At 40.4% G+C, this 26,663-nt stretch carries 23 protein-coding genes; 8 read left to right on the forward strand and 15 right to left on the reverse strand.

Annotated elements, in window-relative coordinates; translation table 11 throughout:
- Window positions 1-120 precede the first annotated feature (120 nt).
- From rplS to VCASEI_RS09555, 6 genes are all read right to left on the reverse strand, one after another.
- Entirely contained in the window at window positions 121-474 is a 354-nt protein-coding gene (gene rplS / locus VCASEI_RS09530) for a 50S ribosomal protein L19 (protein WP_086962820.1), read from the reverse strand.
- Window positions 475-515: 41 nt separating this feature from the next.
- Window positions 516-1,277 (reverse strand): tRNA (guanosine(37)-N1)-methyltransferase TrmD, encoded by a 762-nt coding sequence (gene trmD, locus VCASEI_RS09535; RefSeq protein ID WP_086962822.1) that lies wholly within the window; start codon window positions 1,275-1,277, stop codon window positions 516-518.
- Window positions 1,278-1,305: 28 nt separating this feature from the next.
- Window positions 1,306-1,839, reverse strand: coding sequence for a ribosome maturation factor RimM (rimM, locus tag VCASEI_RS09540; protein ID WP_086962824.1), 534 nt, complete (start codon window positions 1,837-1,839; stop codon window positions 1,306-1,308).
- A 64-nt stretch (window positions 1,840-1,903) separates the two neighbouring features.
- Window positions 1,904-2,152: a 30S ribosomal protein S16 gene (rpsP, locus tag VCASEI_RS09545; RefSeq protein ID WP_027697617.1), complete on the reverse strand. Its 249-nt coding sequence runs from the start codon at window positions 2,150-2,152 to the stop codon at window positions 1,904-1,906.
- Between the two features lie 173 nt (window positions 2,153-2,325).
- Window positions 2,326-3,798, reverse strand: coding sequence for an HAL/PAL/TAL family ammonia-lyase (locus VCASEI_RS09550; protein WP_197709570.1), 1,473 nt, complete (start codon window positions 3,796-3,798; stop codon window positions 2,326-2,328).
- A 49-nt stretch (window positions 3,799-3,847) separates the two neighbouring features.
- Complete coding sequence (locus tag VCASEI_RS09555) at window positions 3,848-5,425, reverse strand: BCCT family transporter (protein ID WP_086962825.1); 1,578 nt, start codon at window positions 5,423-5,425, stop codon at window positions 3,848-3,850.
- Between the two features lie 280 nt (window positions 5,426-5,705).
- Here VCASEI_RS09555 and hutC point away from each other — a divergent pair, with 280 nt between their 5' ends.
- Entirely contained in the window at window positions 5,706-6,413 is a 708-nt protein-coding gene (gene hutC / locus VCASEI_RS09560; protein WP_086962827.1) for a histidine utilization repressor, read from the forward strand.
- A gap of 73 nt (window positions 6,414-6,486) precedes the next feature.
- Here hutC and VCASEI_RS09565 read toward each other — a convergent pair whose 3' ends face one another.
- Window positions 6,487-7,650, reverse strand: a complete 1,164-nt coding sequence (locus tag VCASEI_RS09565) for a YjiH family protein (protein WP_226983292.1) — start codon at window positions 7,648-7,650, stop codon at window positions 6,487-6,489.
- Window positions 7,651-8,047: 397 nt separating this feature from the next.
- Between VCASEI_RS09565 and hutI the strand changes: the two genes are divergently transcribed.
- From hutI to hutH, 4 genes are all read left to right on the forward strand, one after another.
- Window positions 8,048-9,184, forward strand: a complete 1,137-nt coding sequence (gene hutI, locus VCASEI_RS09570) for an imidazolonepropionase (RefSeq protein WP_197709588.1) — start codon at window positions 8,048-8,050, stop codon at window positions 9,182-9,184.
- A gap of 1 nt (window position 9,185) precedes the next feature.
- A complete protein-coding gene (hutG, locus tag VCASEI_RS09575) occupies window positions 9,186-10,151 on the forward strand; it encodes a formimidoylglutamase (RefSeq protein ID WP_086962832.1) in 966 nt (321 codons plus the stop codon).
- 11 nt (window positions 10,152-10,162) lie between these two features.
- Window positions 10,163-11,887: a urocanate hydratase gene (gene hutU / locus VCASEI_RS09580; protein WP_086962834.1), complete on the forward strand. Its 1,725-nt coding sequence runs from the start codon at window positions 10,163-10,165 to the stop codon at window positions 11,885-11,887.
- A gap of 122 nt (window positions 11,888-12,009) precedes the next feature.
- On the forward strand, window positions 12,010-13,566 hold the full coding sequence (gene hutH / locus VCASEI_RS09585) for a histidine ammonia-lyase (RefSeq protein ID WP_089111094.1): 1,557 nt from the start codon (window positions 12,010-12,012) through the stop codon (window positions 13,564-13,566).
- Between the two features lie 100 nt (window positions 13,567-13,666).
- On the opposite strand, the gene ffh is transcribed toward hutH, so the two are convergent.
- Window positions 13,667-15,046 carry a signal recognition particle protein gene (gene ffh / locus VCASEI_RS09590; RefSeq protein ID WP_086962838.1) on the reverse strand — a complete coding sequence of 460 codons (1,380 nt, stop codon included), beginning with the start codon at window positions 15,044-15,046 and terminating at the stop codon, window positions 13,667-13,669.
- Between the two features lie 430 nt (window positions 15,047-15,476).
- Between ffh and VCASEI_RS09595 the strand changes: the two genes are divergently transcribed.
- Window positions 15,477-16,271 carry a cytochrome C assembly family protein gene (locus VCASEI_RS09595; protein WP_162621063.1) on the forward strand — a complete coding sequence of 265 codons (795 nt, stop codon included), beginning with the start codon at window positions 15,477-15,479 and terminating at the stop codon, window positions 16,269-16,271.
- Window positions 16,272-16,361: 90 nt separating this feature from the next.
- Window positions 16,362-17,645, forward strand: a complete 1,284-nt coding sequence (locus VCASEI_RS09600; RefSeq protein WP_086962842.1) for an HlyC/CorC family transporter — start codon at window positions 16,362-16,364, stop codon at window positions 17,643-17,645.
- Window positions 17,646-17,742: 97 nt separating this feature from the next.
- Here VCASEI_RS09600 and luxS read toward each other — a convergent pair whose 3' ends face one another.
- The 6 genes from luxS to VCASEI_RS09630 all read right to left on the reverse strand — a co-directional run bounded on the left by luxS (window position 17,743) and on the right by VCASEI_RS09630 (window position 24,119).
- Entirely contained in the window at window positions 17,743-18,261 is a 519-nt protein-coding gene (gene luxS / locus VCASEI_RS09605; RefSeq protein WP_086962844.1) for an S-ribosylhomocysteine lyase, read from the reverse strand.
- Window positions 18,262-18,302: 41 nt separating this feature from the next.
- Entirely contained in the window at window positions 18,303-18,917 is a 615-nt protein-coding gene (locus VCASEI_RS09610) for a transglycosylase SLT domain-containing protein (protein WP_086962846.1), read from the reverse strand.
- 3 nt (window positions 18,918-18,920) lie between these two features.
- A complete protein-coding gene (gene gshA / locus VCASEI_RS09615; RefSeq protein WP_086962848.1) occupies window positions 18,921-20,492 on the reverse strand; it encodes a glutamate--cysteine ligase in 1,572 nt (523 codons plus the stop codon).
- A gap of 142 nt (window positions 20,493-20,634) precedes the next feature.
- Window positions 20,635-23,502 (reverse strand): M16 family metallopeptidase, encoded by a 2,868-nt coding sequence (locus tag VCASEI_RS09620; RefSeq protein ID WP_089111093.1) that lies wholly within the window; start codon window positions 23,500-23,502, stop codon window positions 20,635-20,637.
- The gene (locus VCASEI_RS09625) at window positions 23,503-23,952 is read right to left on the reverse strand and encodes a YqaA family protein (RefSeq protein WP_086962851.1); all 450 of its coding nucleotides are present in this window, start codon (window positions 23,950-23,952) and stop codon (window positions 23,503-23,505) included.
- A gap of 8 nt (window positions 23,953-23,960) precedes the next feature.
- Entirely contained in the window at window positions 23,961-24,119 is a 159-nt protein-coding gene (locus tag VCASEI_RS09630) for a zinc-binding dehydrogenase (protein WP_107928104.1), read from the reverse strand.
- A 31-nt stretch (window positions 24,120-24,150) separates the two neighbouring features.
- On the opposite strand from VCASEI_RS09630, the gene VCASEI_RS09635 reads away from it, so the two are divergent.
- Window positions 24,151-25,694 (forward strand): IS3 family transposase gene (locus tag VCASEI_RS09635; protein ID WP_110957763.1). Its coding sequence is split into 2 segments (ribosomal slippage): window positions 24,151-24,616 and window positions 24,616-25,694, totalling 1,545 coding nucleotides; the frame shifts between segments, so codons are not numbered across the junction.
- On the opposite strand, the gene VCASEI_RS09640 is transcribed toward VCASEI_RS09635, so the two are convergent.
- Window positions 25,675-26,562 (reverse strand): NADP-dependent oxidoreductase, encoded by an 888-nt coding sequence (locus VCASEI_RS09640; protein WP_089111246.1) that lies wholly within the window; start codon window positions 26,560-26,562, stop codon window positions 25,675-25,677. The two genes, VCASEI_RS09635 and VCASEI_RS09640, sit on opposite strands and share 20 nt — an antisense overlap.
- Between the last annotated feature and the right edge of the window lie 101 nt (window positions 26,563-26,663).

Below are 26,663 nucleotides of genomic sequence, written 5' to 3' on the forward strand. Positions count from 1 at the left end.
GAGTCACCTCGCTTCTCACCACTAGAGTGAAGAGTCGCAAGAAAAATAGAAATGAAAAGTTAACCGTAAAAAAACGGGTCCCAAAATGGGACCCGTTTATCTTTGAGAACGCAGCGTGCGTTACTTCTTAGTCAACTTCTCTTTGATACGAGCTGACTTACCAGAACGCTCACGTAGGTAGTACAACTTGGCACGACGTACTGCACCACGACGCTTAACTTCAATGCTATCAACCATTGGAGAGTGAGTTTGGAATGCACGCTCTACACCTTCACCGTTCGAAATTTTACGAACTGTAAATGCAGAGTGAAGACCACGGTTACGCTTAGCGATAACAACGCCTTCGAATGCCTGTAGACGCTCACGGTCGCCTTCTTTTACTTTAACCTGAACTACAACAGTGTCACCTGGTGCAAATGCAGGAATGTCTTGTTTCATTTGCTCTTCTTCAAGAGCCTTGATGATATTACTCATGTGTCTATTTCCTAGATTAAACTGATACTAAATTTATTAGGCTAGTTGCTTTTCTCTTTAGAAGAAAATGGCTGCTCTTTTATGAACTGCGCCAGCAATAATTCCTGTTCGTCAGTCAGAGCTAGGTTTTCCAGAAGCTCTGGTCTTCTAAGCCAAGTACGGCCCAGCGATTGCTTTAATCGCCAGCGACGAATGTCCTCATGATTACCGGAAGTCAGTACCGATGGCACTTTCTCACCATTTAACACTTCTGGACGCGTATAGTGCGGACAATCCAACAAACCATTTGCAAAAGAATCTTCTTCTGCTGACGTGAAATCTCCCAATACTCCCGGAACAAACCGAGAAACAGAATCAATCAATGTCATGGCTGGGATCTCGCCACCTGTCATCACAAAATCACCAATTGACCATTCTTCGTCAACATAGGTTTTTATGATGCGCTCATCTACCCCTTCGTAGCGGCCACAGATCAGAATTAAATTCTCATTCGTTGCCAATTCTTCGACACCTTGTTGATCGAGTTTTCGACCTTGAGGTGACAAGTAGATGACTTTCGCCTTACCCGGTGAGGCTTGCTTTGCTTCATTAATGGCATCGCTCAAAGGCTGAACCATCATTAACATGCCAGGACCACCACCGTAAGGTCTATCATCAACAGTGCGATGTTTATCATGAGTGAAATCGCGAGGATTCCATGACTCTAATGATAAAAGACCTTTTTTTACCGCTTGACCAGTAACACCAAACTCAGAAACCGCTCGGAACATATCTGGAAACAGGCTAATTATGCCAATCCACATTGCGTTACTCGCTTATCTTGTTGGGTGTCTAGAATCCAGGATCCCAGTCAACTTCGATCCGTTGAGCTTCGCGATCAACTTTCTTGATCACTTGCTCTTCAAGAAACGGGATTAATCGTTCCTTTTGGCCAAAAGCATCTTTTAAATTCGCTTTCACAACCAAAACATCATTCGAGCCAGTTTCCATTAAGTCAGTGACTTCACCAAGGTGATAACCTTTAGTATTAAAAACTTGCATACCGAACAATTCGCGCCAGTAGAATTCCTCTTCTGACAGTTCAGGCAATGAAACAGGGTCGATCAAAATTTCAACATTCGCATAAAGCTGAGCTTCTTCGCGGACATCTATGCCTTCAAGTTTACACACATAACCATTGTTATGACGTTTCCAACTATCGACATTAACTTTAACCAACTCACCCTTTTGTTTAATAAACCAAGGGGCGTAATCAAAAATATTTTCGCCATTGTCGGTATAGGAAAAAACTTTAAGCCAACCACGAATGCCGTAAGAAGAACCAAGCTTACCTACTACAATTTTTTCGTTTTGTTGTGAACTCATTGTTTTGACCCTTAACCTTTACAACTCAATTGTGTACTAATTAGATAATGAACAAAACTCAGCATTAAGCTGCTTTTTGTGCATCTTTAACTAATTTAGCAACACGATCAGATACAGATGCGCCTTGACCAACCCAATGGTTAACGCGATCGAGGTCTAAACGAAGACCTTCTTCTTGACCTTGAGCAGTAGGGTTAAAGAAACCTACGTTTTCAATGTAGCGACCAGTTGCTGCACAACGGCTGTCAGCTACAACGATTTGATAAAATGGACGCTTTTTAGCGCCGTGACGTGCCAAACGAATGGTTACCATGTCGTCCTCTTTTGCTTTCTCAATAATTAAATTAGCCCCAAACATTATTCTTTGCTATTTAAAGGAAAGAACTTACTTGGGGCCTCGTGCCAAAATAAAGCCCCCGAATTCTACTCTTTTCAAGTCAGAATGCAAGGACAATCACATTTTTACTCTAGTTCAAAAGTAATATTTTATTTTCTTATAAAGGGTTCAAAACAATCTAGAGAATAAGATTGTCTCATGAGATCATAGGCCTGCTGAATGTCGATAGCAATAGGATGGTTCTCTTCATAGAATTTCACTTTATTTCTTAACTGACACCAAGCAACCCCAGTACCATTTCCAAATGGTTTATCTTCAATAAGATCAAAAGCCTGAGAGGCCGACAAATATTCAATAGCTAATATATAAAAAACGTTGCTCACAGCTCTATGTAATTGTAATGCTGAGGTTTCACCAAAACTTAAATGATCCTCTTGCATTCCAGAGGTTAAATAATTTTCAATGACACAGGGTTGGGCTAATTTTTTTGTATCACAAGCAAGTGACGCAGCACTATATTGAGCAATCATCAAGCCAGATTTAACACCACTTTCAGGTGTTAAAAATGCGGGTAAATAACTAGTATGTGGAGTGACTAATCTAAAAACTCTCCGCTCACTGATCGCCCCCCATTCGCTTACTGCAATCGATAACATATCACACGCCATCGCGACGGACTCACCGTGTGGATTAGCTTGAGAAACGACTCTATAATTGTCATTGTCATAAATAACAATAGGATTATCAGAAACTGAATTTAATTCGTTTTGTATTTGCTGAGCGGCTACAGATAATTGATCTCGGCAAGCACCATGAACCTGAGGAATAGATCGAACACTTAACGCATCTTGTAAATGCCTACCTAGATTAGAAGAAACAACACCACTACCTTCAAGCAAACTTCGAACATTTCGGCCAGTGGTTTGCATTCCTTTATGTTTCTTCTTACCAAGAACAGATGCATCAAATGCAGTTAGTTGCCCTGATAATGCCTCAACACTCATTGCCGAGACAATGTCAGCCCAGTCAGCTAACTGGGTAACCGCATCCAATTCAAGGCAAGCTAATCCTGTCATTGCCACAGTTCCATTCACTATACATAGGCCATCTTTAGCGCCCAATTGGACAGGTTCGATGCCACGTTGAAAATAAACCTCTTTCGTAGGTAGAGTATCCCCCTCATGATTCACTTCACCCTCCCCTATTAATGACAAACCAATATGAGCCATATGACTAAGGTAACCAACAGAACCCGCTGAAGGTACAACTGGAGTAATATCATTATTTAAAAGGTAAATGAGGCGCTTAACCACCGAAGGGTTTACACCAGAACAGCCATGGCTAAAATTAATTACCGCGCAGCACATGATAGCTCTAACCTGCTCTGTTTTTAAGGGCTCACCAACCCCTGCAGCATGGCTCATTAAGGTATACCATGAAAGCTTCTGTAACTGAGAAGAATCTAAGGCCACGTGACACAAAGCACCTAAACCAGTATTAATTCCATAATGTGGTATACCAGAATTTGCAATGGACTCTACTACCGATCGGGTATTTTTGATCCCTTGCCAAATATCATCAGAAAGATACAACTTAGATTTTTTCTTAGCAACATCCACCACATTAATCTATTTCCACTCATCCCCATTAAAATAAGTATCAGAAATAGAATTACTCATTAATCCATTCTCCTTGAGTTGACTTACTTTTTTGTTTATCACTAGGATCAATAATGAGAATCCGTATGCTTGCCATTACAATCAAAACAAATAAAAATAAAACCGTAAAACCACCCGCTGCGGCTAAATATTTGATCCCATCCACTCCCTGAGCCCCTCCAGCAAAGGCAACCATAATATAAGCAATCACACTGATCGCTACACCCCAAATGATTTTCAGTGCTTTGGGCGACTCCTCTTCTGCTGTTATGTCTTTGGTACAAATAGAAGCTATCGTTGAAGACATTGAATCCGCAGAGGTTGCAAATGAAATAATCAAAGTAAAAATAGCAAGAGGAACTAAAATCACTGATAAAGGCAGATGTTGCAAAAATCCCCACAGACCAGAAACCGCACCATTTTCTTTAATAATCCCTACCAAATCTAACGCCCCCGTTAGCTGCCAATTAATAGCAGCACCACCCCATATTGCAAACAATGTAATACCAAAAACAGACGGTAATACCCAGTTAATCAAAAGAAACTCACGAATAGTTCGACCATAAGAAATTCGAGCAAGAAATAACCCCATTAATGGTGCATAAGCAATCCAAATAGACCAATCATACATTGTCCACCATGTAACCAAAGCCTCTCCGCCAGACTCTTTAGTATCAAAAGACCAACGGAAAAAATGATCAAGCCAGTAACCAATACTGGTTGTGGAAAGGTTTAAAATATAACTAATAGGTCCTATCGCAAAGATGACGAGAACAAAAGTATAAAAAATATAAGCGTTAATTGAAGAAAGAAACTGGATTCCTTTTTGTAAACCAGATACAGCTGATGTGATAAAAATTAAGCCAATAACAACAGTTAATCCTAGCCATACCATAGGAGAAGAAGGGAGCCCATATTCAGATTCAATCCCAGAACTAATCAAAGTTAAACCCGCGCCAAGCGACGATGCCAAACCTAATGCAATAGCCAGCACTGAAATAACATCCACCAAAGAGCGAACAAAAATACTTTTTTCATGTTTGCCCAGAATAGGAATCAATGTTGAAGAAATCGCAAATGGTTTCTTTTTGTTGTAATGCATATACCCAATCATCAACCCTACAATCGAATACATCGCATAAGGAATAAAGCTCCAATTATGAAATGAACGGGCCAAGGCGAATACAGCCGACTCTCCTGAACCGGCTGTAAAATTTTGATTCGCAATTTCTCCATAAATATTACCTACATAAATAATAGGTTCATTCACTGAATAGGTCACAATCCCTGTTGCAATTCCCCCAGTCAATGCCATAGCAAAATTTGATGCTAGAGAAAATTTAGGCTTAGCTTCACTACCTCCTAAACGGATCCTTCCAACATCGGAACAAAAAACATAAATAATCACCCCAAGCGTCGTAACTGCAAGTAATTGATATAACCACGCAAAGTCAGAAAGAGAAAAATAGAAAATATCTTTCGCTACAGCCACCAGCATTTCATTGTTAAATAACCCAAGCAATACAGAAATAAGAACAACACCAGCAGCTGGTATAAATACGCTCATTTTTAAACTTTTATTGTTACTCATGATCATTCCTTAACCATTTACTCTATGCATATTTATAAAAACACATCTCATACAATAAATGTATATACATAAAGGAAACATTTCCATAACATGTGTGTAATTAGTTTTAAAAGAAGAGTATCGCTCACAAAACAATCAGTAATTGAGACATTTATCACCTTAAATGTATATACAAAAAGATGTATAAATATATATCTGGAAGAAATGGCAAATTAAAAGTACAGTTTACTTATTAATAATACTCAATATTATTTTAGACACACCATACCTCGGGGGTTATGTGGCTCAAAACATTCCAAGATATAAACAGATCAAGCAGCATATTCTCGAACGCATACGTAACAATGAATACCCATTGAATCACAAGATCCCAACCGAGAACGATCTCGCCAACCAATTTCAAGTCAGTCGAATGACTGCGCACAAAGCGATCCGTGATTTGGTTCAAGAAGGTTATTTAGTTCGTAAGGCTGGTTTAGGTTCCTTTGTCGTCGAACCAAAAGCCGAATCACCTTTGACAGGGGTGAATAATATTGCGGATGAAATTACAAGCCGTGGGCATCAATACCACTGCGATATTTTAAAATTAGAAGAAATACTTGCAGATGATGAAATTGCTTTGCAAATGGGAATGCGACTGGGAGTATTGGTATTCCATTCCTTAATCATTCACTATCAAGACGATACTCCTATCCAAGTTGAGGAACGTTTTGTCAACCCATTACTAGCACCGTCTTATTTAGAAAATGATTTTGAATCTGTCACTCCGAATGCATTTTTAGTGAAACATTGCCCATTGTCCGATCTTGAGCATACCGTTGAAGCAAGCTTTGCTCCAAAGCAAGTTTGTCAATGGCTAGCAATGGAGCAGACGATGCCTTGTTTACTTGTCACAAGACGAACATGGTCACAACAACAGCTAGTCAGCTTTGCTCGATTATGGCATCCAGCTGATAAATATAAGCTACGTTCTGCAATTAAGCTTTAACCATGCCCCCTCACACAATAAAATCTTGATGATAAAATAGCCCATAATAGAGGGCTATTTTTCAACTAATGATTTAAGGCGCTATTAACATTCCGACGGGAATGGCTAAAGCAAGACTTAAGAAAGCACGTATAAACCACACCCAAACCAAGGTACTAATTTTTAAAGGTATTTTTGTTGATAAAATGCATGGGATTGATGCAGAAAAGAACAAAACAGACGAAACACTCACCACACCCGCGGCAAAACGAGCCACAAAATCAGCCTCTGTCATCAATAAGGCTGGCAAAAACATTTCAGCTAATCCGGAAGCGGTAGCTTTGGCCAATAACATGCCTTGGTCAACATTGTAGACCCAAGTAATCGGATAAAACACATAACCAATGATATCAAAGGCCATTGTGTATTTTGCCACCAGTAAACCAATCAATCCAACCGACATAATAGAAGGTAAAATACTGATGGTCATAATCAAACCATCTTTTAAATTTTCAAAAACACTTTGCGCTAATGGTGGAGATTTTCGAGCCACTTCCATTCCTTCTTGCCACGCAGTTTTCAAACGACTTCCCGCTTGGCCTTCTGGCTCGTGAAATTCAGAATGGTCATCCATGTTAGATAATGGTGGTAAACGAACGGTAATGGCCGTCACAATAAAAGTGATCACTAAAGTCAGCCAAAAGTAGGCATTCCAAACAGACATCAAATCGAGTGTTTTTGCTACTATGATCATAAAAGTGGCAGAAACAGTAGAAAATCCTGTTGCAATAATAGCCGCTTCCTTGGCGGAATAATAACCAGAAACATAAACACGGTTAGTGATAAGTAATCCGATTGAATAACTTCCCACAAAAGAGGCTACCGCATCAATAGCGGATCTCCCTGGCGTTTTCCAAACTGGACGCATCATCTTTTGTACTAATATTCCAATGCATTCAAGTAACCCATAACTGACCAAAAAGGCTAAAAAAACCGCACCTATTGGCACTATCAAGCCAACAGAAACCACCAATTTATTAAACAAAAATGGGAGCATTCCTGGTTCCTGCAAAGCAACGGGGCCTAATTTAGTGATCGCTAAAATCGCTGCTACTAAACCTAGCCATTTCAACACCAAAAATACTTTTGATGTTGTACTATTACGCCACTCTCCTGTTACCAATGGATAGATCGCACCGGCCGCCACCATAACAACAGCGTAAACATTCACCCCTGTTGAACCTAATAAAGACTTCAAAAAAGTCACCATATGATCTAACGGTATACTCGTTATCCCACTAATATTAATAGGGATGAAAAAAATGAAGATCCCTATTGCACTAAAAAAATCATGCGAAATGCCGACTTAACATCAAAACGTTGCTTCAAGCTTACTTGCTGCATATTGACTACTCCTTGTTCAATCACTTTTAATGTATATACATATGGTATTAATTGTTATTAATGTGTTTCATATATGTGATCTAATTCATAATGTTCATCATGAACCCTATCTTTAACTTGTATATCCAAAGAAAAAAAACTATTTGTATATACATTGATTATGCAATGCTAGATTGGTAATGGAGAAGACTGTGAAAACGACATGGATCAACGCCCGAATCTTTGACGGTGATCGGGAATTACCCGAACTAATGGCACTGACAATTCAAGATTCTTTAATTTTGAATTTGATTCCAATGAGCCAAATTTCAAAGGCGTCATTCTCGACCTCCTCTGACACTCTAATTGATCTTCAAGGTCTACTGATCACACCAGGGTTGATCGATAGCCACACTCACCTAGTCTTTGCGGGTAATCGCGCTAATGAGTTTGCTGCTCGTTTGGAAGGGAAAACCTACGCCGAGATAGCGACGCAAGGCGGTGGAATAATGAGCACGGTCAAAGCTACACGTGAAGCCAGCGAAGAACGGTTATTAGCGTTGGCTCAACAACGCCTTAATTGTTTTATCGCCGAAGGCGTAACGAGCATTGAAATAAAATCAGGTTATGGATTAGATGTTGATAGTGAACTTAAACTACTACGCGTAGCTCGAAAGCTTGCTGAAAATAATCCTATTCGCATACAAACAACATTACTGGGCGCTCATGCCTTACCTCCTGAATTTAAAAATGCGCCTGATGACTACATCGACCTCGTCTGCGAGACAATGATTCCACAGGCCGCCGATCTCGGTTTAGCCGATGCCGTAGATGTATTTTGTGAAGGCGTAGGATTTACAGTAGCTCAATGTCAAAAAATTTATCAAGCAGCAGCAAAACATGGTCTTGCGATTAAAGCCCATACAGAACAATTGTCTAACTTATCGGGTAGCCAAGCAGCCGCCGAAGCTGGAGCATTGTCGGTTGACCATATCGAATACTTAGATGAACAAGGCATTAAAGCCATGGCGCAACATGGCACAGTCGCCACATTACTTCCCGGTGCGTTTTATATTTTAAAAGAAACACAAAAACCTCCAGTGGCGCTATTACGCCAATACCAAGTTCCAATGGCGATTGCCAGTGATGCCAACCCCGGAACCTCCCCCATAATGAGTTTGCGCTTAATGTTAAATATGGCGTGTACCCTCTTTGAACTTACCCCAAATGAGGCCTTACAAGGCGTGACGAGCAACGCAGCACAAGCTCTGGGTCTTGCTCAAATCACTGGAACAATAAAACCCGGCATGCAAGCGGATTTATGTATTTGGGATACCACCACCTCAGCCGAACTATCTTATTCCATTGGTTTGCCAACGCTAAAACAGCGTATTTTTGCAGGGAAATAATATGTCTAATCAAGACTTATCTTCAAATTATCAAGAGAAAAGAGAATTTCAATGGGCAGGGCGAATAGATCCTGAAGCCAATAGCTTACGTTGGCATCAAGTTATTAAACCAGTTATTTCAGCTGCTGAAAACGGTTATGCTCTCATTGGTTTTTGTTGTGATCTGGGCGTGTCGCAAAACAAAGGAAGAATTGGGGCGGCACTTGCGCCCAATGCTATTCGCCAAGCTCTGGCTAACTTATCTTATATTCAAAAAAAACCGTTATATGATGCAGGAAATGTTCATTGCTTAGCTAATCAACTCGACCAGGCTCAAGCTGAACTGGGTAACCAAGTTCAAACGCATCTAGAAAGTGGTCATTTCCCTATTATTTTAGGTGGTGGCCATGAGGTGGCTTATGGTTCATGGTTGGGCTTTAGTCAATATCTTCAAGCTCAGCATTCAAAAATAGCGCCTAAAGTGGGCATCATAAATTTTGATGCTCATTTTGATTTACGCGATTCGAGCCATGTCCACTCTTCAGGTACACCCTTTCATCAAATCGCTTATCAAAGTAAAGCGCTGAACTGGCCATTTCATTATGCTTGTTTAGGCGTGAGCCAAGCTTCTAACACTCAAGCCTTATTTAATACCGCTGATTCCTTGGGTGTATTAGCCATTCAAGACCATTTAATGACTACCCATAACTTATTCCAAATAATGACTCAAATTACTGAATTTATTGATCAATGTGATCACATTTATCTCACTGTCGATATGGATGTTTTTCCAAGTTCACAAGCTCCGGGCGTTAGCGCACCAGCCGCATGTGGCGTAGGCATTGAAATTATCGAGCCTTTACTTCGACATATAAAAGCGACGCAGAAATTGCGTTTATTTGATATTGCCGAATTAAATCCAAACTTTGATCGAGACCACCAAACGGCAAGACTCGCTGCTCGTCTCATCCACACATTAACACTGTAAAAGGAATTATTATGTCTTCTACTTCAACCTTATCAACACCTCAGTTATCTGCTGATTTACGTCATGATCCTTCTCGCCACATTGAAGCACCAACCGGCATCAATAAAATTTGTAAAAGCTGGCTAACCGAAGCAGCCTATCGCATGTTGCATAATAATTTGCATCCCGATGTTGCAGAGCGCCCAGAAGATCTTGTCGTTTATGGAGGAATTGGTCGAGCAGCACGTGATTGGAATTGCTTTGATCGTATTGCGGAAGTTCTAACTCGCTTAGAAGATGATGAAACGTTAATGGTGCAATCAGGTAAACCTGTCGGCGTTTTTAAAACCCATGAAGATGCTCCTCGAGTATTAATTGCCAACTCAAACCTTGTTCCCCACTGGGCCAACTGGGAGCACTTTAATGAGCTCGATAAGAAAGGATTGATGATGTACGGGCAAATGACCGCTGGCTCTTGGGTTTACATCGGATCGCAAGGGATTGTTCAAGGCACTTATGAAACCTTCGTTGCCATTGCAAAGCAACATTTTGATGGTAATAGCCAAGGCCGCTGGATTTTAACGGGTGGTTTAGGTGGCATGGGCGGTGCTCAACCCCTTGCCGCGACGATGGCAGGGTTTTCTATGATTGCAGTTGAATGTGATGAAACTCGTATAGATTTTCGTATTCGAACTGGTTATGTAGACAAAAAAGCCACCAGTCTCGATGAAGCATTAGCCATGATCGAACAAGCGAAACAAAACAATATACCAATTTCCGTCGGTCTATTGGCCAATGCAGCAGATGTCTTTGCACAGTTAGTCGAACAAAACATCACGCCAGATGTCGTTACCGATCAAACTTCAGCTCACGATCCTCTTAATGGCTACCTTCCACAAGGCTGGAGCATGGAAGATGCAAAAAAAATGCGTTTGAAAGATGAAGCTAAAGTCGTCAAAGCAGCAAAACAATCCATGGCGATACAAGTTCAAGCTATGTTGGATCTGCAAGCCAAAGGCGCCGCTACTCTAGATTATGGTAATAACATTCGTCAAATGGCATTAGAAGAAGGTGTAACGAACGCCTTTGATTTCCCTGGCTTTGTTCCCGCTTACATACGCCCATTGTTCTGTCAAGGTATTGGCCCGTTCCGTTGGGTTGCGTTATCTGGCGACCCAGAAGATATTTATAAAACGGATGCGAAAGTAAAAGAGCTGATTCCAGATAATCCACATTTGCATAACTGGTTAGATATGGCTCGTGAACGCATCCAATTCCAAGGCTTACCCGCACGTATTTGCTGGGTTGGCTTAAAAGATCGTGTTCGCTTAGGTCTTGCCTTTAACGAAATGGTGAAAAATGGAGAATTAAAAGCGCCAATCGTTATTGGACGAGATCATCTTGATTCAGGATCAGTAGCCAGTCCAAATCGTGAGACAGAATCTATGATGGATGGATCTGATGCCGTATCCGATTGGCCATTATTAAATGCATTGTTAAACACCGCTGGCGGTGCAACATGGGTTTCTTTGCATCACGGTGGTGGTGTTGGCATGGGCTTTAGTCAGCATTCTGGTGTCGTGATTGTTGCAGATGGCACCGACAAAGCCGCCGCTCGATTAGGCCGTGTTCTGGTAAATGATCCTGCCACAGGTGTTATGCGCCATGCTGATGCCGGTTATGATATTGCGATAGATTGTGCGAAAGATCAGAACCTTGATTTACCCATGTTAAATAATAGGGTTACGCTAAAGTAGTCAATAATAAAGAACAATATTCATAGTGTTTGAAGTTGCAAGTCAACTCTGTAACTTCAAACCAATAAGTCTATTCGCTCAGGTCATTAAGGTGACCTTTCTTATTTTATAAGGAACATGAAATGAACCCATTTATTATCCAACCGGGGCAAGTATCACTCGCTCAATTACGCCATACGAGCTTCAATTCCATCACCATAGAATTGGATAAATCCGCCGAAGCCAACATTAATGCTAGCGCTCAAGTCGTCAACACGGTGGTCCAGCAAGGACGCACCGTCTATGGCATCAATACTGGTTTTGGCCTACTAGCAAATACAAAAATTGAAGCTAAAGATTTAGAAGTTCTACAACGAAGTATTGTGTTATCTCATGCGGCTGGTATCGGCGAACTGATGCAAGATGCAACAGTTCGTTTAATGATGATATTAAAAATTAACAGCCTCGCTCGCGGTTTTTCTGGTATTCGCCTTGAGGTTATTAACGCGCTGATTCAATTGGTGAATAAAGAAGTCTATCCTTGTGTGCCACAAAAAGGATCTGTCGGTGCATCTGGCGATCTAGCACCATTAGCACACATGAGCACCGTATTATTAGGCGAAGGCCAAGCTCGCCATCAAGGTCATATTATTTCAGGTCAAGAAGCCTTAAAAATCGCAGGATTATCCCCAATAACCTTAGCGCCTAAAGAGGGATTAGCATTACTCAATGGTACTCAAGCATCAACGGCTTTCGCTTTAGAAGGCTTATTTGCCGCTGAAGATTTATTTGCATCCGCAACGGTGTGTGGTGCGATGTCAGTAGAAGCCGCATTAGGTAGCCGACGCCCATTTGATCATCGTATTCACCAAGTTCGTGGGCATCAAACGCAAATAGACAGTGCTGCTGCGTTTCGTCATCTATTAGGCCATGAGAGTGGTATTGGTCACTCTCATGAAAACTGTGAGAAAGTTCAGGATCCATATTCATTACGCTGCCAACCACAGGTAATGGGAGCTTGTCTTGAGCAAATTCGTAATGCCGCCAAAGTGATTGAAATTGAATCCAATGCCGTTTCAGATAATCCATTGGTTTTTATTAATGAAGATAACATGGAAGACAACGACATTATCTCGGGTGGAAATTTCCATGCAGAACCAATTGCAATGGCGGCGGATAACCTCGCCTTAGCGATTGCTGAAATAGGCAGCTTATCAGAACGTCGTATGGCACTACTCATCGATTCAGCACTCAGTAAACTACCGCCATTTTTAGTCAATAATGGCGGTGTTAACTCAGGATTTATGATCGCTCAAGTGACAGCAGCAGCGTTAGCCAGTGAAAATAAAACATTCGCTCACCCTGCATCTATAGACAGTTTACCCACCTCAGCGAACCAAGAAGATCATGTTTCAATGGCGACATTTGCCGCTCGTCGGTTAAGAGATATGAGCACCAATACTCGTGGGATTTTAGCTGTTGAATACTTAGCCGCTGCACAGGGATTAGATTTTAGAGCACCTTATCTTTCATCGCCCTCAATTGAGAAAGCAAAACAATTGCTGAGAGAAGTCGTGCCATTTTATGATAAAGACCGTTACTTCTCACCCGATATAGAAAGTGCCAATTCATTGTTAGCACAAGGCATTCACCATGCCCTGATGCCAGTTGGTTTACTGCCCAGTATTAAGTCGATTTAAATAATAACTGTCACTGATTAAAAGTGTATATAAGATAAAGGCCGAACAATGGAATGATTGTTCGGCCTTCTCTAAATTGAATGATCGTAATTAGAGGAGATTAGCGGCCAAAACCACCCATTCCGCCCATACCACCACCGCCCATCATACCTTGCATGTTACGCATCATGCCTTTCATGCCACCTTTTTGCATTTTCTTCATCATCTTCTGCATTTGGGTGAATTGTTTTAGCATGCGGTTTACATCTTGTACTTGAGTACCAGAACCTGCAGCAATACGTTTTTTACGTGAACCTTTGATAAGTTCAGGATGTTCGCGCTCTTTCATTGTCATAGAGCTGATCATCGCTTCCATTTGGCTGAACATTTTATCATCAACTTGATCTTTTACATTAGCAGGAAGGTTCCCCATTCCCGGCATTTTACTCATCATGCCTGCCATCCCGCCCATATTTTTCATTTGTCCAAGCTGTTCACGGAAATCTTCAAGATCAAAGCCTTTCTTTTGCTTGAATTTTTTCGCCATTTTTTCAGCTTTTTCTTTATCGACATTACGTTCAAGATCTTCGATTAAAGAAAGGACATCACCCATGCCTAAAATACGCGAGGCAACACGATCAGGGTGGAAAGCTTCTAATGCGTCCGTTTTTTCACCAACACCTAAGAATTTAATAGGCTTACCAGTGATATGACGAACCGATAAAGCAGCACCACCACGAGCATCACCATCAACTTTAGTTAGGATAACACCCGTTAATGGCAGAGCATCACCAAAAGCTTTCGCTGTATTCGCAGCATCTTGTCCGGTCATCGCATCAACAACGAACAGTGTTTCGACTGGTTTTATCGCTTGGTGAAGAGATTTGATCTCCGCCATCATATCTTCATCAATAGCTAAACGACCAGCGGTATCAAGAATCACGACGTCATAGAATTTCTTCTTTGCGTGGTCAATGGCCGCATTAGCAATATCAATCGGTTTTTGATCCGCACTCGAAGGGAAGAAATCGGTGCCGACTTCGTTCGCTAAAGTTTCAAGTTGTTTAATCGCCGCAGGGCGGTAAACATCAGCAGAAACAACCAACACTTTTTTCTTATCACGCTCGGTCAATAACTTAGACAGCTTACCAACACTGGTCGTTTTACCTGCACCTTGCAAGCCGGCCATTAAAATCACTGCTGGCGGTTGCGCCGCAAGATTTAGAGCTTCATTCGACTCGCCCATAACAGATTCAAGCTCAGCCTGAACTATTTTAATGAATTCTTGACCTGGGGTCAGTGATTTAGAAACTTCAATGCCAACAGCACGCTCTTTTACTTGCTTTACGAAATCACGGACAACCGGCAATGCGACATCAGCTTCAAGCAATGCCATGCGAACTTCGCGCAATGTATCTTTGATGTTGTCTTCTGTTAATCGGCCTTTACCGCTGATATTTTTCAGCGTACTGGACAGTCTTTCGGTTAAATTATCAAACATGATTGTGCCTAAATAAACATTCTAATGTCGTTGAGAATAGCGGATAGCTACTAAATGGGTTGCGAAACCTAACAATGCAACTGATATTATGTGTTTTATTGCTACTTTATTGCTTAAATCGGTATTTTTTCGATATCCAAAGCCATTAAAGTGACAATGCAATAACAAACAAATGCAATAACAAGTAAACCTATCCATAAACCTGTTGTTTCAAATAAGACGGATATATATTGGGTAACAGTATACCGAGGCTATAGCCATGTTTCACTGACTTTCATTATATTGTCTATTTTTTCTTCTTTTATACTGCGAATATTCCATCATGAAATGCTAGTATGAGTTTTTTAGACTCAGATACGAAACCATACATAGCCCCTGCAGAAAGAGCGAGTTATAATCTATCATTCAATGGATTTATTAAATGAGTAATATGGAAAACCTGCTTTCAATTATCGCTGTTATTTTTTACTTTTCAGCAACTTGTATGATCGTCCCAGGACTCGTACACAGTTCTGGCATCCGTATAAAACTGGTTTTCACGCTTGCGATTCTCGCCATTATTACTCATGGATGGTTAATCAGCGATCTAATTCTCAATCCAAACGGACAAAATTTAAGCATTTTAAATGTTGCATCATTAATCGGTTTCATTATTTGTTTGGTATTAAGCATTTCAATGTGGAAAACCCGATTGTGGTTCTTACTTCCAGTTGTATATAGCTTTGCAGCCATTAATTTAGCCGCCGCCACATTTTTACCCAGTACTTTCATGACCCATTTTGAAGGCAAAATAGAGTTGCTTATCCATATTAGTATTGCATTATTTGCGTATTCAACACTCATGATTGGCGCCTTATTCGCTCTACAATTAGCTTGGCTTGATTATCAATTAAAAAGTAAGAAATCCATCATCATTAATCCTAACTTACCCCCTTTAATGATGGTTGAACGTCATTTATTCAAAATCATTTTGATCGGCACGTTATTGCTCACTGCAACGTTAATTACCGGGGCTATTTATGTAGAAGGTATGTTCGCACCGCCAAATGCACATAAAGCAGTACTCTCTTTTATTGCTTGGGTTTTATACTGTATTTTATTATGGGGGCACTACCAAAAAGGTTGGCGAGGAAGAAAAGTATTATGGCTTTCTATTTCAGGTGCCACGGTATTAACACTCGCCTATTTTGGCAGTCGTTTCGTCCGAGAAATAATTTTACACTAATTAGTCTGTGCTTAATTCACCCTATCTATTGACAGGGTAATCAGATTTCGTCATAACTGCTGTGTCTAATAATCAAAGGAAAACCTAAGTTTGGGTGATATATCAACAGGGCTACTTTTTGCTCTACTTGCAATTTTAATCCTTATCTCTGCCTACTTCTCGAGCTCAGAAACAGGCATGATGTCGCTAAACCGTTATCGTTTACGACATTTAGCGAACCAAGGCCATAAAGGGGCTAAGCGTGTAGAAAAACTGCTTGAAAGACCAGACCGTCTCATCGGTCTCATTTTAATCGGTAATAATCTCGTCAACATCTTAGCTTCAGCCATCGCAACCATCATTGGTATGCGTTTATATGGCGACTATGGTGTCGCCATTGCAACAGGAGTACTGACCTTAGTCATTCTTGTTTTTGCAGAAATTACCCCAAAAACGCTAGCGGCGCTTTACCCTGAAAAAGTTTCTTATGCCAGCAGTATCTTACTACGCTTATTAATGAAGGCGATGGCACCTTTGGTTATTATGGTGAACTTAATTACCAATGGCTTACTGCGTTTGCTTGGTATTAAAGCCGATGAACCGACAGGCGATCATCTAAGTTCGGAAGAACTTCGTACTGTAGTAAATGAAGCGGGTAGCTTAATTCCTCGTCGCCACCAAGATATGCTGATCTCTATTTTGGATCTAGAGCATGTTACGGTTAACGATATCATGGTGCCTCGTAATGAAATCACTGGCATTGATATTAATGACGACTGGAAATCTATTGTTCGACAATTAACTCACTCGGCTCATGGACGAGTAGTACTTTACCGTGACCATATTGATGAAGTGGTGGGTATGTTGCGTTTACGTAAAGCTTATCGATTGATGCTTGAGAAAAATGAGTTTAATAAAGAAACCTTATTACGCGCAGCCGATGAAGTGTATTTTATTCCTGAAGCAACGCCGTTAAATGTGCAAATGCTCAAATTCCAACGCAATAAAGAACGTATTGGTATGATTGTCGATGAGTATGGCGACATTATTGGTCTCATTACATTAGAAGATATTTTAGAAGAGATTGTCGGCGAATTTACCACCTCAATGTCTCCTAGCCTCGCGGATGAAATAACCCCGCAAAGTGATGGCAGTTATTTAATCGAGGGTAGTGCTAACGTTCGAGATATTAATAAAGGCCTTAACTGGAAGTTACCGACTGATGGCCCAAGAACCCTAAATGGTTTGATTCTAGAGCATTTAGAGGATATTCCAGAGAGCTATCTTAGTATTGAAATAGCCAATCATAAAATGGAATTAATTGAAATTGCTGAAAATAAAATCAAATTGGTAAAAGTTTACCCTTCTAAAAAGAAAGTGAAAAAAAACCACTAAGCTCTTTTTTAAAGTCTATTTTCAACAATGCATAAAAAACGAGAAACGGTTAGTCGCTTCTCGTTTCTTATTTGATAAAAGCATAAAACAAACGCTTTTAATCGACTTTAAGCTCTTGCAACATGGCATCTGGTAGCGCAAGGTCATCATTCTTATTCACGCTGATTCCTGCTGCGATAATGTCTTTTGCGATCTCTTGTGCTTCCGTTAAAGAGTGCATTGAATAAGTACCACATTGGTATTCATTCAATTCAGGGATTTTATTTTGATCTTTAACTTTAAGTACATCTTCCATTGCCGCTAACCAAGAATCGGCAACCTGTTGTTCACTTGGTGTACCGATCAAACTCATATAAAAACCAGTACGACAACCCATTGGTGAAATATCAATAATCTCAACATTTGAGCCATTCAAGTGAGATCGCATAAAACCAGCGTAAAGATGCTCTAAAGTATGGATGCCTTTTTCTGACAAGATATTCTTATTGGGAATGCAAAAACGTAAATCGAATACAGTAATGGTATCCCCTTTTGGTGTTTGCATGGTCTTCGCGACACGTACCGCAGGTGCTTGCATACGTGTGTGGTCAACGGTAAAACTGTCTAATAGAGGCATTGCTGTTTCTCCTAATGTAATACATCACAGTTCGTTTCTATTTAAAAAAACCAGCTGCGGTTATCGTCTAATTCGGCTTTGCATTTTTTGAGCTGCCAGCCATAATTTCTTGCGGTTTGTTCAACACGCCTTGCCACTTTAAGTAAGTTCGGCTTGCGCGTATAAGTCTTTCGCTTAAAGCCACCTCGGCCATCATGGTACGCTAAATATTGGCTATAAGTGTCCCACTTTGAAATCCCTAATGTTTTCTGGCTACCATCGATATACCAACCAATAAACATAATAGAATCACCAAAGTCATCTCGTGATGACCACGAACTAACTTGATCTTGATACTCAGACCACACGGGATCTTGTGCTTGTGCATAGCCATAAGCGCTACTAACACGTCCCCAGGGAATGAAACCAAGGGCATAATACCTTGGTGGTTTTGCATTTCCAATATAGGCACTTTCTTGTTTCATAAAGGCCATGGATATTTGAATAGGAACGCCAAACTCATCTTGCATCTCAAGTGCATCATCATACCAATCAGGATACTGGCGAAAAATTTCACATAGATTATCTTGATTGCTTGGCGGTGGTGTTGCACAACCTGATAATACAATTAGGCTAATAACACTTAGGAGAATTTGCCACAACCACCGCTCTTTCATATTTTATGTTTTCACTAAATAAGAGAAATATTGCCCAAGAAAATCATCAAAGCTTTGTTGATCAGACTCTTCTATCTCTTTTTGTTCAATAAGGGAGCGAATAACTTCTTGTTCCATCATAGCTTGGTTATAAACCTGATATTGATGTGAGAGCAACTCATCACGATATTGCAGGCCAAGTTCATTCCCTACTTTACCAATACCACCAGCTTGCTTTATATCATCAAGTAAACGGCCTGAAATGGTCAATTCAGGATTATCAATCCAAGTCACTAAGGTCGAGCAAACATCTTGGTAATCCGTACTACCATGAGCTTTATCCATTTCGATTGCAATTTGGTTCAGTTGCTCAAACATCAACTTACCCCAATATTGCAACGAATTAGAGTCTTGATCACAACATAGCTTAAACTCTAAACCTGGTTTACGGCCTTCTAAAATAATGTTAGTCCAGTTACTACGCCAGCACTCTAAATCACCTTCTTTCATTGGCTCAGAATCTTTCATTCCGCACCAAGCAACAAATAAATCTAAGAAAAGAACCTGTTGTTTAGACACACCAATTGGGCTGAAGGGATTAACATCTAATGAACGAACTTCGATATATTCCACACCACCACGCTTTAATGCTTCAGAGGGTTTCTCGCCATTTTTAGCAACTCGCTTAGGTCGGATAGGTGCATATAACTCATTTTCAATCTGTAAAACATTGCTATTAAGTTGACGATGCTCACCGTTCACTTTTACTCCTAATTGAGCAAAACGTTCTGATGGCTTATTCATTGCATTTTGTAAGCCAGTTAGATATTCATCTAAGCTATTGAATCCTATTTTCAGATCACTTTGTGCACTATTGGTATAACCTAAATCACTTAATCGTAATGCTGTGGCATAAGGTAAATAAAGGGTTTTACCTATATTGTCAAAATCAAGCCCCGTTTCACGCCCTTGAATAAAAGAAGGACACAATGCAGGTGAAGCTCCAAATAGATAAGGAATAATCCAACCAAAACGGTAATAGTTACGAATTAAACCAAAATAACCTTCCGATTTACTATCCGCTCTTTCTTGCTCAGTTTGCTCACCATAAAGGCTATCCCAATAACTGTCAGGGAAAGAAAAATTAAAGTGTACGCCAGAGATAATCTGCATCAAACTTCCATAGCGATGCTTTAACCCTTGGCGATATAAGTTTTTCATGCGGCCAACATTTGATGTTCCATATTCCGCTAACGGAATCTTATCTTCATCACTCACATAACACGGCATCGACATGGGCCACAATTTCTCATTCCCCATTTTAGTCATAGTAAAATGATGCACATCTTTTAATTGATTTAGCAATTCATCAACATCATTAGAAACTGGTGTAATAAATTCGAGTAAAGATTCTGAAAAATCCGTTGTTATCCATTGATTGGTTAAAGCCGAACCTAAGTCTTTAGGGTGAGGTGTTAGGGCAAGGTTATCATCAAGGTCGTATCGTAAAGCTTCACGCTCAATTCCGCGGCCAAATTGCTTAAAAGTCTGAGGATTACTTGCAACTTGCTGAAGTCGTGCAGAAAAGTCGGTCAAAATAGCACTCACTTATTGTGGTTTGAGATCCGAGTAGGATAGTCATTCTTGAAGAGAAATACCATCAGGAAAGCCTGATGGTAATATTAAAAAACAAGACACACGAATAAAAACACGTGCACCCTAAGCATATTTATGGGCATTAACGCTTAACTTCAAGGGGCTGAATAGGAATTCCTAATTTTTTTAGCTCCGGCGTTAAACGTTTAGCATCTCCCACCACAATGATCTGATAATCTTGTGGTTGAAACCATAACTTAGCGGCATTATCTAGTGTTAGCTTATCAACGGTTTGTAATATCTGGGTTTTTTTTACAATATAATCATCGGGTAAAGAATACTCTAGAATAGATGATAACAAACCTGCTTTTTGAGAGGGCGTTTCATACTTCAAAGCATCCTGTTGGCCTACCGCTTGTCGCATAAAATTAAGCTCATCGTCTGTCATCCCTTTCTCGCTGTAGTTTTCCATTTCCTGAATAAACTCATGAATAGATGCTGCGGTTGCATCGGCTCTAACTTGAGCACTAAACAAAACTAACCCTGTTTCTTTAGTCCCATAAACGCCACCACTTGCACCATAGGTATAACCTTTATCTTCACGTAAATTTTGGTTTATACGGCTATTAAAATTCCCTCCCAAATTATAATTTGAAAGCTGAGTTAGATACATTGGTCCCGTGGCATCATATGGCATACCAATACGAGCAAGACGAACAATACTTTGAGGGGCATTTGGTTGATCAACTAAATAAATACGTTGTGTTTTCGGCTCATTAATATTGCCAATAGTAATCATTTCCGGTGATTGGCCTTTTGATTTCCAACGCTGCAAAAATTCAAGACTTTGCTTGGTTTGAGTCGTATCGATATCACCGACCACCACAACATTCGAACCATCAGGAATATAATGCGTGTTATAAAATTGCTGAATATCTTTTAGTGTTAAACCATTAATAGAGGTAATGGAACCATCACCGTCACGACTGAATAAAGTATCTTTATAAAGCACTTGTTTAGTAGCTTGAGAAGCGAGCCAAGAAGGCTGTTGATGTGAATACACCAAGTTTTGAATACTTTGATTTTTTATACGTGAAAAGTCACTGGCATTAAATGCGGGTTGAAACAGCATTTCATCAGCAATAGATAATGTTTTCTCCAGGTTTTTGGTCAACGAAGTAATAACGAGACTCGACTGATAACCGCCTGATGAAAAATGGATACTACTGCCTAGCTGATCAAGTTTCTGCTGGAGCGCTTCACTAGAGTTTAGCTTAGTTCCTTCATTCAGCATTTGAGCCGTAAGATCCGCTAGTCCTTCTTTTCCTTTAGGAACATAACGGTTACCAGCAGGAAATGAAATTTTAATCGCAACCGTTGGGGTTTCACTCGTTTGTGTACCTAGCACTTTAATGCCATTCTCTAAATCAAAGCGATATAGTGGAGGCATTGTACCTGACACAGCATCCGATACAGGAGGTACAACTGAGCGGTCAAAGTTATCTTTCGGCTCTCTGATCTCTAATTGATCATCGGTAATTTTAGGATAACTAGGTAAATCTCTTGTAGGAGGTGTGTAATTTGCTTTTTTCACAGCCAATTGAGTCTGTGTTTTAGGAACAACACTTAACACCACTTTGTGTTTCTCACCCACAAATTGCTTATAAGCATCCTCGACAGATTTAGGCGTCACAGCTCGTAACTCCTCAAGATCCGTTTGTAAACGATCGGGTTGCCCATAAAAAGTCTGATTAGAAGCCAGTTGAGATACTTTACCACTCACACTTTGCAGAGCATAAATAGTGCCTGCTTCGGCTTGCCCTATAATGGCATCAAGTTGTTCTTGCTTTACACCATTTACTTTTACGCCATTTAAAGCTTGTAATAAATCTTGATAAATAGGCGTTAAGTTACCCTTTTTACCCGAATCTCCCATTGCATAGACATATAAAGTACACGAAAGCTCTGCACAATCTTGGAAGGCTCCTGCATCAATCGCTTTTTGAGTCTTAACTAACTTTTGGTACAAAATACTGTTTTTACCATCGCCTAAAATAGACGCAAGTGCATTCACTGAAGCTTCTGATTGGTCACCGCGAAATTGAGTAGGGAAAGCCATCATCACCATTGGTTGGCGAATTCTATCTTCTAGAGTGATAAAACGGTCTTGAGATAATGTAACGGGCTGCTTAGGAGCGATATCCACCTCTGGGCCTTTTGGTATGCTTCCAAAATACTTATTTACCCAAGCTAATGTTTTAGCCTCATCAATATCACCACCAATAGTCAGTACCGCATTATTAGGACCATACCAACGTAAGAAAAAAGCTTTAAGATCATTCACGTCCACTCGGTCTAAATCTTGTACATACCCAATTGTTTGCCATGAATAAGGGTGATTTTTAGGGTATAGCGCTTCCCCTATTTTTTCATAAACCAATCCGTATGGGCGGTTGTCATAATTTTGCCCACGTTCGTTTTTAACCGTATCTCTTTGAATTTCAAATTTACGTTGAGAAACAGCATTCACTAAAAAGCCCATGCGATCAGACTCTAACCACAACATTTTTTCTAATTGGTTCGAAGGTACTGTTTCAAAGTAGTTCGTACGGTCACGATTGGTTGTACCGTTGAGTGTCCCACCCGCTTCTGTGACAATTTTGAAATGTTGCTGATCACCCACATGCTCAGATCCTTGGAACATCATATGTTCAAAGAAATGAGCAAAACCTGAACGACCTATTTTCTCTCTAGCCGATCCAACATGATAAGTCACATCAACATGAACAAGTGGGTCAGAGTGATCGGGGGAAAGAATAACGGTTAATCCATTATCTAATTGATATTTTGAGTATGGAATAGATGCCGTTCCGGCCTCTGAAGATTTAGATTCAATAAAACGAACTCCTTGAGGAAGGAGCTCTGACGGTTTATTCAAGTTATCTTCGCTGGTAAATAACGAACAGCCAGCAAGCACCGAAAGGCATAAACCCATAGCCAGATTTTTCATCTACATCAATCCTTTAAATAACATGGCAAGGAAAACATAACGACATCCTTTACCTACACCAATAGCCAGCAAACAAAGCCAACTATTCATTCGTAGCCAACCGGCAGCCACACATAATGGATCACCCACAATCGGTACCCAACTCATCAATAAAGCCCAGTAACCATAGCGTTGAATCCATGCTTCTAGTTGTAGACCTTTATTTTGCTTTAATGTTCGATTTGGTAAAAATACCCCTAAATAATAATTAGTCATTCCCCCCAATGTATTGCCTAGGGTTGCGATAGCAATCACGGATAGCAATCGACTGTTTTCTAGATTTAAAGCAGCGTATAAACTTAACTCTGAACTTCCAGGAAGCAATGTTGCACTCAGAAACCCCGAAAAGAATAAAACCAACAAAGGATCATTCGTGAAAAAGACAGACCATTGTTGATAAAGTTCAGACACTAGAAACGTTACACTTGCATATCAAGCAAGATTTTTCCTCTTGCATGACCATTTGCCACTTTCACATGCGCATCGGCAACCTTATCCATTGCAAAACATTGTTCAACTTCAATTTTCAACATTCCTGCACTAACCCTCTCTGTCAGACTAGTTGTCGCGCTTAATATTCAACCATTAAACAGAGGGCGTGGAGTAACAATGAAACATTATTCAGCGCAAAGCAAAGAGTCGGCTCTTCAGAAGATGATGCCTCCAAATAATATAGCAATAGCCCAATTATCAATCGAGATGGGGATTGGTGAATCAACCTTGTATAATTGGCGAAAACAAGCAATTGATAAGGGGCATTTAGTGCCAGGTGATGGAAAGAATGCTGAGCAGTGGTCATCAGCAAATAAATTCTCAGTCGTGTTGGAAACAGCCTCTTTAAATCAAGCTGAGTTAGCGGAATATTGTCGAGGCAAAGGTCTTTATGTGGAACAAGTATCGGCTTGGCGAAATGCGTGTATAGATGCAAACGCTAACGTTAAAGAGCAAGAAAAAGCCTTCTCCACCGAAACAAAGAAAGATAAAAAACAGATCAATCAATTAGAAAAGGAGCTACGTCGAAAAGATAAGGCACTCGCTGAAACCGCAGCACTATTGGTGTTAAGAAAAAAAGCAAATGCGATCTGGGGGGAAGCCGAGGACGAATGATCCTCGACTCAGCTCGCATTCAAGCAGTTAAACTAGTTAATGAAGCTGTGAGTTCTGGTGCGCCAAAGTTTAAAGCTTGCCGTGAACTTGGGATCAGTGTCCGGACGTATCAACGTTGGACTGTTGACGGGAACATAAAAACAGATGGTAGACCAATATCTCAGCGCCCTGAGCCAAAAAATAAGCTATCAAAAGCAGAGAGAGATAACATATTAGCCATCGTTAATAGCGATGATTTTAAGAGCTTACCACCAAGCCAAATCGTCCCTACATTAGCAGATGAGGGTATTTATCTTGCTTCTGAATCAACATATTATCGTGTTCTTCATGAAGAAAAACAGCAAAACGCTCGCGGACGTAGTCAGATAAAAGAGAGAAAAGTACCGACGACACACTGTGCTACAGGGCCAAACCAAGTGTGGTGTTGGGATATTACTTGGTTACCAGGCCCCGCTAAAGGGCTGCATTTTTATTTATATTTGATACTCGATATATTTAGTCGAAAGATTGTTGGATGGGAAATTCATGATGACGAATCAGCAGAAAATGCATCAATATTAATTAAGAAAGCTCATTTAAAAGAAGGAGTTAAAGATAATCCTCTGGTACTGCATTCGGATAATGGAAGCCCAATGAAAGGCTCATCAATGCTTGAAACACTTTATAGTTTAGGTGTCGTGTCGTCTTTTAATCGTCCTAGGGTGAGCAATGATAATGCTTATGCTGAGTCGATATTTAAAACGTGTAAATATCGCCCTGACTATCCGTATAAAGGGTTTTCAACAATTGATGAGGCGCGTAGTTGGGTGTTGAAATTTAGCCACTGGTATAATTTTAACCACAAACATAGTGGCATCAAATACGTCAGCCCACATCAAAGGCATTCAGGATTAGCGGGTGACATATTGGCTAATAGAAAAGAAGTTTATCAAGGTGCTAAAGATGCTCACCCTGAGCGCTGGAGCGGTAATATCCGTAATTGGGATTTACCAAAAGAAGTGTACTTAAACCCTGAACAAAATAGTGTCAAGGCTGAGAGTGCATAACGTAGTGATCGCGACAACTAGTTTGACAAACACCGCTAATCAAACTCAGTAACTCTTCAAGCTGAGTCGTATCTGGTTCAACTAACATCCCCATACCAATAATGCCTAATTCTGCCGCATGTGAACACACCATAGAAGAAGTAATCGTAGGAACAGTGATCAATCGGCTACCAGGATGTAAGCAGTCCATCGCTTCAATCGCAATATCACCGCCGATTAAATCAATTAATACATCGACATTAGATAAGAATTTAAGGCTATTCTCTTTTCTATAATCAATAGCCGTAGCCCCTAAAGACTCCAGATAAGAGCGGTTTTCGTCACTACACGTTGCGTAAACTTTGGTTTTGGCTGCAGCTGCAATTTGAACAGCAATATGACCAACGCCACCGGCTCCAGCTAAAATCAAAACGGTTTCACCGGATTGAATTTGGGCTTTTTCAAGTGCTTGTGCGGCAGTTTGACCGGCTAATGGAATAGCTGCGGCATCTTTTAGTGAGATATCGTCAGGTACTAAGGCGAGTTCAGTTTCGGGAACGCACACGTATTGGCTATAACCACCACCACGCAATGGAAAGCCAATAAAGCCTGATACGGTATCATTTAAATTAAACTTTTTGCTTCCGATCCCTTGCTTTATTACCACACCTGAAATGTCATATCCCAAAGTCCACGGTAAGTTATTTTTATTGTGTTCAGCCGCCCAACCAATACCAGCACGAGTTTTCACATCTATAGGATTAACACCTGAATAAGCCACTTTTACCAAAACTTCCCCTGACTGTGGCTGAGGGATATCCGTTGTAAGGATATTAAGCTGCTCTGGGCCACCGAATTGTGAAATAACGATTTGTGCATTTGAAGGCATATATTGTTGTCCTTAAAAATATCTGACAGGCGATGAATCGTTTCAGTCTAATTTAACCGTATCTCATTGACCATTAACATTTTCACAAAATGAATATATTA

Source organism: Vibrio casei (genome assembly GCF_002218025.2).
Lineage (GTDB): Bacteria > Pseudomonadota > Gammaproteobacteria > Enterobacterales > Vibrionaceae > Vibrio > Vibrio casei.

What these genes read in the sequence shown, in the direction of transcription:
- luxS (WP_086962844.1), bottom strand. Translation starts at nt 18,261, where the DNA reads ATGCCTCTATTAGACAGTTTTACCGTTGACCACACACGTATGCAAGCA.
- ffh (WP_086962838.1), bottom strand. Translation starts at nt 15,046, where the DNA reads ATGTTTGATAATTTAACCGAAAGACTGTCCAGTACGCTGAAAAATATC.
- rimM (WP_086962824.1), bottom strand. Translation starts at nt 1,839, where the DNA reads ATGAGTTCACAACAAAACGAAAAAATTGTAGTAGGTAAGCTTGGTTCT.
- hutI (WP_197709588.1), top strand. Translation starts at nt 8,048, where the DNA reads ATGGCACTGACAATTCAAGATTCTTTAATTTTGAATTTGATTCCAATG.
- rplS (WP_086962820.1), bottom strand. Translation starts at nt 474, where the DNA reads ATGAGTAATATCATCAAGGCTCTTGAAGAAGAGCAAATGAAACAAGAC.
- VCASEI_RS09595 (WP_162621063.1), top strand. Translation starts at nt 15,477, where the DNA reads ATGGAAAACCTGCTTTCAATTATCGCTGTTATTTTTTACTTTTCAGCA.
- hutG (WP_086962832.1), top strand. Translation starts at nt 9,186, where the DNA reads ATGTCTAATCAAGACTTATCTTCAAATTATCAAGAGAAAAGAGAATTT.
- VCASEI_RS09555 (WP_086962825.1), bottom strand. Translation starts at nt 5,425, where the DNA reads ATGAGTAACAATAAAAGTTTAAAAATGAGCGTATTTATACCAGCTGCT.
- VCASEI_RS09620 (WP_089111093.1), bottom strand. Translation starts at nt 23,502, where the DNA reads ATGAAAAATCTGGCTATGGGTTTATGCCTTTCGGTGCTTGCTGGCTGT.
- VCASEI_RS09640 (WP_089111246.1), bottom strand. Translation starts at nt 26,562, where the DNA reads ATGCCTTCAAATGCACAAATCGTTATTTCACAATTCGGTGGCCCAGAG.
- hutU (WP_086962834.1), top strand. Translation starts at nt 10,163, where the DNA reads ATGTCTTCTACTTCAACCTTATCAACACCTCAGTTATCTGCTGATTTA.
- hutH (WP_089111094.1), top strand. Translation starts at nt 12,010, where the DNA reads ATGAACCCATTTATTATCCAACCGGGGCAAGTATCACTCGCTCAATTA.
- VCASEI_RS09610 (WP_086962846.1), bottom strand. Translation starts at nt 18,917, where the DNA reads ATGAAAGAGCGGTGGTTGTGGCAAATTCTCCTAAGTGTTATTAGCCTA.
- trmD (WP_086962822.1), bottom strand. Translation starts at nt 1,277, where the DNA reads ATGTGGATTGGCATAATTAGCCTGTTTCCAGATATGTTCCGAGCGGTT.
- rpsP (WP_027697617.1), bottom strand. Translation starts at nt 2,152, where the DNA reads ATGGTAACCATTCGTTTGGCACGTCACGGCGCTAAAAAGCGTCCATTT.